The 8378-nt window shown below is 67.8% G+C and carries 7 protein-coding genes and 1 pseudogene; 7 read left to right on the forward strand and 1 reads right to left on the reverse strand.

Translation table 11 applies throughout. The features are described 5' to 3' along the window. The first annotated feature begins 161 nt into the window (after positions 1–161). A complete protein-coding gene (locus BM249_RS04340; protein ID WP_091969316.1) occupies positions 162–812 on the forward strand; it encodes a Maf-like protein in 651 nt (216 codons plus the stop codon). Next, a complete protein-coding gene (gene yacG, locus BM249_RS04345) occupies positions 809–1006 on the forward strand; it encodes a DNA gyrase inhibitor YacG (RefSeq protein ID WP_091969318.1) in 198 nt (65 codons plus the stop codon). The genes BM249_RS04340 and yacG overlap by 4 nt, the downstream gene beginning before the upstream one ends. A gap of 73 nt (positions 1007–1079) precedes the next feature. Here the strand turns inward: yacG and BM249_RS04350 are convergent, their stop codons facing one another. Next, on the reverse strand, positions 1080–2414 hold the full coding sequence (locus BM249_RS04350) for an MFS transporter (RefSeq protein WP_091969320.1): 1335 nt from the start codon (positions 2412–2414) through the stop codon (positions 1080–1082). A gap of 413 nt (positions 2415–2827) precedes the next feature. Between BM249_RS04350 and cyoA the strand changes: the two genes are divergently transcribed. The 5 genes and pseudogenes from cyoA to BM249_RS04375 all read left to right on the forward strand — a co-directional run bounded on the left by cyoA (position 2828) and on the right by BM249_RS04375 (position 7980). Further along, on the forward strand, positions 2828–4021 hold the full coding sequence (gene cyoA, locus BM249_RS04355; RefSeq protein WP_091969322.1) for a ubiquinol oxidase subunit II: 1194 nt from the start codon (positions 2828–2830) through the stop codon (positions 4019–4021). Positions 4022–4078: 57 nt separating this feature from the next. Next, positions 4079–6082, forward strand: a complete 2004-nt coding sequence (cyoB, locus tag BM249_RS04360) for a cytochrome o ubiquinol oxidase subunit I (protein WP_091969324.1) — start codon at positions 4079–4081, stop codon at positions 6080–6082. 5 nt (positions 6083–6087) lie between these two features. Next, the gene (cyoC, locus tag BM249_RS04365) at positions 6088–6735 is read left to right on the forward strand and encodes a cytochrome o ubiquinol oxidase subunit III (RefSeq protein ID WP_091969326.1); all 648 of its coding nucleotides are present in this window, start codon (positions 6088–6090) and stop codon (positions 6733–6735) included. Then, a pseudogene (gene cyoD, locus BM249_RS04370) lies at positions 6735–7121 on the forward strand (cytochrome o ubiquinol oxidase subunit IV); the annotation flags it as partial. The gene cyoC and the pseudogene cyoD, both read left to right, overlap by 1 nt. Before the next feature lie 127 nt (positions 7122–7248). Further along, complete coding sequence (locus BM249_RS04375) at positions 7249–7980, forward strand: SURF1 family protein (RefSeq protein WP_091969328.1); 732 nt, start codon at positions 7249–7251, stop codon at positions 7978–7980. Positions 7981–8378 lie beyond the last annotated feature (398 nt).

Genomic DNA, 8378 nt, shown 5'->3' on the forward strand with positions numbered 1-8378 from the left:
GGTCTTGATTCGCGGCCTTCGTCGACGGTCTAGACGGTCTCGGGGCCGCGTTCCCATCGGGGCCGGATTCCGATAGGGCGGGGGCTCGCCGACGACCCTGGCCGGGCGCCTCGCCCCGGCGCTCCGGTCCGCACCCTTCGCACCACGGTTCGCCCCTGACGATGACAGACGCCCCCGCTCAGTCCCCGCCCGTCGGCGGGGCCCGCCTCGTCCTCGCTTCCGCCTCGCCCCGGCGCCTCGCCCTGCTGCAGCAGGCGGGCATCGAGCCCGACGCCCTGCTGCCGGCCGATGTCGACGAGACGCCGCGCAAGTCCGAGACGCCACGCGAACTCGCCCGGCGCCTCGCCCGCGACAAGCTCGCCGCGGCGGGCGACGTCGCCCGGCGGCGCGACGATATGCGCGACGCGTTCCTGATCTCCGCCGACACCGTGGTGGCGGTGGGGCGCCGCGTCCTGCCCAAGGCCGAGGTGTCCGACGAGGCCGCCGATTGCCTGCGCCTGCTCTCCGGGCGCCAGCACCGGGTCTACACGGCCGTGTGCCTCCTCTCGCCGAAGGGCAACCGCCGCGAGCGGGTGGTCGAGACCCGGGTGCGGTTCAAGCGCCTGTCGGGCCGCGAGATCGAAGCCTACCTCGCCTCGGAGGAATGGCGCGGCAAGGCCGGTGGCTACGCCATCCAGGGCCTGGCCGGGGCCTTCGTGGTCAAGCTCGTCGGTTCGCACAGCGCGGTGATCGGCCTGCCCCTCTACGAGACCTTGAGCCTCCTCGAAGGCGAGGGGTACCCCGTGCGCGCCGCCTGGGGGAGCGCCGCATGACCGGTCCGCTGCCCTGGCCGCCCGAGCCGAAGGAAGCCTGCCCGATCTGCGGCAAGGCGGCGAAGCCCGAGGTCCGGCCGTTCTGCTCGACGCGCTGCGCCGACATCGACCTCGGGCGCTGGCTGACGGATCGCTATGCGATCCCCACCGCCGACGACGAGGACGAGGACGCCGTCCCCGAAGGACGAGCCTGAGACACGGAAAAGGCCGGCCCCCTCGCGGGAGCCGGCCTTTTCCGTGGAGGAGGCCCGAAGGCCCGGCCGTGTCTCAGGCCAGGGCCGAGGTGCGGCGGTTGTAGCCGAGGGCCACCAGGGTCGCGACGGCGCCCGACAGCAGGTAGACGCCGACCCAGGCGAGGCCGAAATCGCTCGACAGGCTCAGCGCCACCAGGGGGGCGAAACCGGCGCCGATGAGCCAGGCGAGATCGGCCGTGAGGGCCGAGCCGGTGTAGCGGTAGCGGGAGCCGAACTGGCTCGCCACGGCGCCGGAGGTCTGCCCGTAGGACAGGCCGAGGAGGCCGAAGCCGACGAGAACGTAGATCGTCTGGCCGACCTCGCTGTCGCCGACGAGGAGGGGGGCGACGATGCTGGCCAGGGCGAACAGCAGGATCAGCCCGGCCGACACGGCCACCAGGGTCCGACGGCCGATCTGGTCGGCGACGATGCCCGAGATCACCACGGCGCCCGCGCAGACCGTGGCGCCTGCGAACTGCACCATGAGGAACTCGCCCACGGAGCGGGTGGTGAACAGGTTGATCCACGAGATCGGGAACACCGTCACGAGGTGGAACAGGGCGAAGCTCGCCAGGGGCACGAAGGCGCCGATGACGATGTCGCGGCCATGCGCCCGCAGGGCCTCGAGGGCCGGCGTCGGCTCGAGTTCGCCCTTCTCGATGAGGCGGACGAACTCCTCCGTCGCCACGAGGCGCAGGCGGGCGAACAGGGCCACCACGTTGACCGCGAAGGCGACGAAGAACGGATAGCGCCAGCCGAAATCGAGGAAGTCCGCCTCCGACAGGTTGGCGAGGAAGAACGCGAACAGGGCCGAGGCCAGCATGAAGCCGATGGGCGCGCCGAGCTGCGGCATCATCGCGTACCAGCCGCGCTTGTTCTCCGGCGCGTTCAGGGCCAGCAGGGAGGCGAGGCCGTCCCAGGCGCCGCCGAGCGCCAGGCCCTGGCCGCAGCGGAAGGCGGCGAGCAGCCAGATCGCCGTGGCGCCCAGCGTTGCGTAGTTCGGCAGGAACGCGATGGCCGCCGTGGAGCCGCCGAGCAGGAACAGCGCGATGGTGAGCTTGACGCCGCGCCCGTGCCGCCGGTCCACCTCGAGGAAGATCGCCGAGCCGATGGGCCGGGCGACGAAGGCGAGGGCGAACAGGGCGAAGGAGTAGATCGTGCCGGCGAGCGGCGCCGCGAAGGGGAAGAACACCTTCGGGAAGATGATCACCGACGCGATGCCGTAGACGAAGAAGTCGAAATACTCGGCGGCGCGGCCGATCACCACGCCGATGGCGATCTCGCCGGGGGCGACCGTATGGTCGGTCAGGGTCGCGTGGGCGTCGCGCTCCAGGGGCGTCGAGGACGGCACGGCGTAATCTGCGCTCATCGGGGACGTATGCTCGCTTCCTTGAAGGGGGGAGGCGTCGCGTCCGTACGCGCCTCCCGCTCCCGATCCTGATTATGGCCTGCCACCGGCCCGCGTCAAAGGGCAAGACCCGCCGCCAAGGGCGAGACCTGTCCAAAGGACAAGACTCCCGCCGAATCACAAGCCCCCGGGACGCGGGGCAGGGGCGCGCCGGACCGGGGCGCTGCCCTGCCGCACCCCAGGGGAGGGGCGGAAGAGGGGAAACGACATTGCCTCGCCCGTTAGGGTTTGGCTATGCTTTGTACGCCTATCTGAGAGCAAACCTTCCCCCTTGTCAGGCCGGTCGGTTGCAGCGCACTAGGCGGCACGTTCGACGTGTCGCCACCGGCTGCACGGCACGGGCGGCATCATCGAGTTCGCGTCAGCCCGACCCAATGACCGTCAGATCCTTTCGCACGCTCCTTCTTCTGCCCGTGTTCGGCCTCCTCTCGGGGTGCAACATGGTTGTGATGAATCCGTCGGGCGATATCGCCCTGCGGCAGCGCGACCTCATCGTGGCGTCCACGGCGCTGATGCTGCTGATCATCATCCCGGTGATCGTCGCGACCCTGTACTTCGCGTGGCGCTATCGCCAGGCGAACACGGAGGCCACCTACGATCCCGATTGGCACCACTCGACCCACCTCGAGGTGATGATCTGGTCGGCGCCCCTGGTGATCGTCATCGCCCTCGGCGCCCTGACCTGGATCAGCACCCACACCCTCGATCCGTACCGGCCGCTCAGCCGCATCGATGCCTCGCGACCCCTGCCGGAGGGCGTGAAGCCCCTCGTGGTCGAGGTCGTCGCACTCGATTGGAAGTGGCTGTTCTTCTACCCAGATCAGGGCATCGCCACCGTCAACGAGATCGCCGCCCCCGTCGATGTGCCCATCACCTTCAAGATCACGGCCGCCACGGTGATGAACTCGTTCTTCATCCCGGCCCTCGCGGGGCAGATCTACGCCATGCCCGGCATGGAGACGAAGCTGCACGCGGTGATCAACAAAGCCGGCATGTATGAAGGCCAGTCGGCCAATTACAGCGGGTCCGGCTTCTCGCGCATGAACTTCCGCTTCGTCGGCCTCGACAAGGCCGGGTTCGACGCCTGGGTCGCCAAGGCCAAGGCGGCGAACAAGCCCCTCAGCCGCGACGCCTACCTCGAACTCGAGCGGCCGAGCGAGCGCGAGCCCGTGCGGTTTTACTCCTCGGTGGAGCCCGGCCTCTACGGCCAGATCCTCAACATGTGCGCCGTGCCCGGCAAGATGTGCATGCACGAGATGATGGCCATCGACGCCAAGGGCGGCGCCGGCAAGGACAGCCACGCGAACCGCGCCCGCCTCGAATACGACAACCGCTACGCCGAGCGCGGCGACGAGGGCAACGCCGCCACCGTCGGCGGGTCGGGCCGCGAATCGCACAGCCCCGAGCAGCCCCAGGGCATGAAGCCGAAATCCAACGCCCCCGAGGTGAAGCCCAGGGGGGCGCCCGAGACCACGGGTCACGACCATTCCGGCCACGGGGACCACGGCGCGCCCGCCGACGGCCCCAAGGGCAGCGACCCCGTCGCCCCCGGTCAGCTCAACAAATAGCGCGGACGCCACGCCCGCCCGCGATGTCGTTCGGCACTCCTCTCACGAGACAGGCCCATGTTCTCCAATCCGGATCTCCAGAAGCTCCTGTTCGGGCGTCTGACGCTCGACGCCGTGCCGCTGCATGAACCGATCCTCCTCGTCACCTTCGCCATGGTCGCCCTCGGCGGCCTCGTGGTGCTGGGCGGGCTCACCTATTTCCGCCTCTGGGGACCCCTGTGGCGGGATTGGTTCACGAGTGTCGATCACAAGAAGATCGGCATCATGTACATCGTGCTCGCCCTCGTCATGCTCCTGCGCGGCTTCGCCGACGCCCTGATGATGCGCGCCCAGCAGGCCATGGCCTTCGGCGACGTCGAGGGCTATCTGCCGCCGCACCACTACGATCAGATCTTCACCGCCCACGGCGTGATCATGATCTTCTTCGTGGCGATGCCGCTGGTGACGGGCCTGATGAACTTCGTGGTGCCGCTGCAGATCGGTGCCCGCGACGTGGCCTTCCCGTTCCTCAACAACTTCAGCTTCTGGATGACGGTGGCCGGGGCCGTGACGGTCATGGCCTCGCTGTTCGTCGGTGAGTTCGCCCGCACCGGTTGGCTCGCCTATCCCCCGCTCTCCGGCCCGGCCATGAGCCCGGGGGTCGGCGTCGACTATTATATCTGGGCGCTCCAGATCGCCGGTATCGGCACGCTGCTGTCGGGCATCAACCTCATCGCCACCATCGTGAAGATGCGGGCGCCCGGCATGACCATGATGAAGATGCCGATCTTCACCTGGACGGCCCTCTGCACCAACATCCTCATCGTCGCCGCCTTCCCGATCCTCACGGCCGTTCTGGCGATGCTGTCCCTCGACCGTTACGTGGGCACGCATTTCTTCTCGAACGACCTCGGCGGCAACCCGATGATGTACGTGAACCTCATCTGGATCTGGGGTCACCCGGAGGTCTACATCCTCATCCTGCCGGCCTTCGGCGTGTTCTCCGAGATCACCGCGACGTTCTCGCGCAAGCGTCTCTTCGGCTACGCCTCCATGGTCTACGCCACGGTGGTGATCACGATCCTGTCCTACCTCGTGTGGCTGCACCACTTCTTCACCATGGGCTCGGGCGCGAGCGTGAACTCGTTCTTCGGCATCACGACGATGATCATCTCGATCCCGACGGGCGCCAAGATCTTCAACTGGCTGTTCACCATGTACAAGGGCCGCATCGACTTCGATGTGCCCATGCTCTGGACGGTGGGCTTCATGGTGACCTTCACCGTCGGCGGCATGACCGGCGTGCTGCTCGCCGTGCCCCCGGCCGACTTCGTGCTCCACAACTCCCTGTTCCTCATCGCGCACTTCCACAACGTCATCATCGGCGGCGTGCTGTTCGGGATGCTGGCGGGGATCACCTACTGGTTCCCGAAGGCGTTCGGCTACAAGCTCGATCCGTTCTGGGGCAAGACCTCGTTCTGGTTCTGGCTCGTCGGCTTCTGGGTCGCCTTCGCGCCGCTCTACGTCCTCGGCCTCATGGGCGTGACGCGTCGCGTGCAGCACTTCGACGATCCCTCCCTGCAGATCTGGTTCGTCATCGCGGCCTTCGGCGCCTTCCTCATTCTGCTGGGCATCGCCTCCTTCGCCGTGACCCTGGTGGTGAGCTTCCTCAAGCGCGAGCAGCTGCGGGACGTCACCGGCGATCCGTGGAATGGGCGGACGCTGGAATGGGCGACCTCGTCGCCGCCGCCGGACTACAACTTCGCCTTCACGCCCGTGGTGCATGACCACGACGCGTGGTGGGACATGAAGAAGCGCGGCTATGTCCGCCCGGTCAGCGGGTTCCAGAAGATCCACATGCCGCGCAGCACGGCGGCGGGTCTCATCCTCGGTGTCCTGAGCATCGTCTTCTCGTTCGCGATGATCTGGTACATCTGGTGGCTCGCGGCCCTGAGCTTCCTCGCCCTCACGGTGGTCACCATCGGCCACACCTTCAACTACGCCCGCGATTTCTACATCCCCGCCGACGAGGTCGTGCGGACGGAGAATGCGCGCACGGCCCTCCTGGCGGAACGAGTCTAAAGATCATGGCGGCGCATTCCACGGCGGCCCTGACCGCCGAAGACTTCCAGGGACCGGGGGACACCCCGGTCTTCCTCGACGCGGAAGGCCAGCATCATCCCGAGAATGGGACGATGCTGGGCTTCTGGCTCTATCTCATGAGCGACTGCCTCATCTTCGCGGCGCTGTTCGCGGTCTACGCGGTGCTGGGGCGCAACTACGCGGCCGGTCCTTCGCCCAAGGATCTGTTCGACCTGAAGCTCGTGGCCCTCAACACCTCGATGCTGCTGTTCTCCTCCATCACCTATGGCTTCGCCATGCTGGCGATGGAGAAGGACGACCAGGACCGGATGCAGCTCTGGCTCGCCATCACGGGCCTGTTCGGCCTATGCTTCATCGGCCTCGAACTCTACGAGTTCCACCACCTCATCCATGAGGGGGCCACACCCCAGCGCAGCGGCTTCCTGTCGGCGTTCTTCACCCTCGTGGGCACCCACGGGTTGCACGTCAGCCTTGGGCTCGTCTGGCTCGTGGTCCTCATGGTCCAGGCGCACATGCGGGGTCTCGGTGACGCCAACAAGCGCCGGCTCCTCTGCCTGTCGATGTTCTGGCACTTCCTCGACGTGGTCTGGATCGGCGTGTTTACCTTCGTGTACCTCATGGGAGTCCTGTGATGAGCGCCGCAACGGAGGACGCGCACGTTCGCGGCAGTGGCCACGAGGTGCACGAGATGCCGGGCGGGCACGGCTCGTTCCGGGGCTACATGACGGGCTTCGTCCTGTCGGTGGTCCTGACGGCGATCCCGTTCTGGTTGGTGATGGCCGACGTGCTCGGCAATCCGCGCCTCACCGGTATCATCGTCATGGGCTTCGCCGTGGTGCAGATCGTGGTCCACATGGTCTACTTCCTGCACATGAATACGAAGTCGGAAGGCGGCTGGACGATTCTGGCGCTGATCTTCACCCTGACCCTCGTGCTCATCACCCTCGTGGGCTCGGTGTGGGTGATGTACCACCTCGACACCAACATGATGCCGCCCGACCACGGCATGCACATGCCGGCGGCGACCTCCGAGCCGGCGCCGGCTTCGGGTTCTGCGGCTCCCGGTGCCGCGCCGATGCAGCACCAGCACCAGCATTGATCGCTCGTCCGGGCGCCTCTCCGACCGTCCGGCAGGGCCGCACTCCATGAGTGCGGCCCGTTTTCGTCTCGGCGCCTGGCTGTTCGGCGTGCTGGCGGCCGGGCTGGCCGCCGGGCTCATGGCCCTCGGCGTCTGGCAGCTCCAGCGCCGCGCCTGGAAGCACGACCTCGTCGCCCGCGTCGAGGCCCGCCTCCATGCCGCCCCCGTGCCGGCCCCCACGAATTGTCGAACCGACGATTGCGAACCCTATCGCCGTGTCGTGGCCGAAGGGGTGCTTCGCCACGACCGGGAAACCCTGGTTCAGGCCGTCACCGAGGCCGGCGCGGGCTTCTGGGTCGTCACCCCCCTGGTGGGGGCGGACGGCCGGGCGATCTTGATCAATCGCGGTTTCGTGCCCGCCGATCGGCGCGACCCTGCCAGCCGCGCGGCCGGACAGGTCGCCGGCCCGTTGCGGATCACCGGGCTGATTCGCAGCACCGAGCCAGGCGGCGCCTTCCTGCGCACCAACGATCCGGCCGGCGGCCGCTGGTACTCGCGCGATAGCGCCGCGATCGCGGCGGCTCGCGACGTCACCCTAGCCGCCCCCTACTTCATCGACGCCGACGCGACGCCCAACCCGGGCGGCCTGCCGCTGGGGGGCCTCACCGTCGTGGCGTTTCCCGACAACCACCTCGTCTACGCCCTGACCTGGTTCGCCCTCGCCGCCATGGTCGTGGGCGCGGCGGTCTATGCGCTGCGCGATGCCGCCCGAGGGCGCCGCCGACGCGGGATGCCGTAGCCGCTTCGGAGAGGGGAGGGGGCTTTTAGTGTCTCTCACAAAACTCCCGTAGCGCCGTCGAGCCCAAGGCAAGAGCCGACCGTGATCGGGAGTTTTGTGGGGCACTCGTAGTCCCCGCCCGGTGAGCCGTCGCGCCGAGAGGCAACGAAAATCCAGGGAAGCTTGTCACGGTCGGACTGTACCTTGCTCCCTATTGTCCTGGGACCGCGCAGAGGAACTCGGACGTCCGTCTCTCCAACGTCCCCCTGTGGGGCGAAGGATGATGAGGCTACGCTCACTGTGCGCTTGGCCAAGAGGGGAGGGGGCCTGCGGGGGGCACAACCATGTCTGGCCAGACCACGGATCACCTTTCCCTGTGAATTCAGCGTCTTACGCCCGCCCGTCACGGAACCTTCTCG

The sequence above is a fragment of the Methylobacterium gossipiicola genome, assembly GCF_900113485.1.
Classification (GTDB): Bacteria; Pseudomonadota; Alphaproteobacteria; order Rhizobiales; family Beijerinckiaceae; genus Methylobacterium; species Methylobacterium gossipiicola.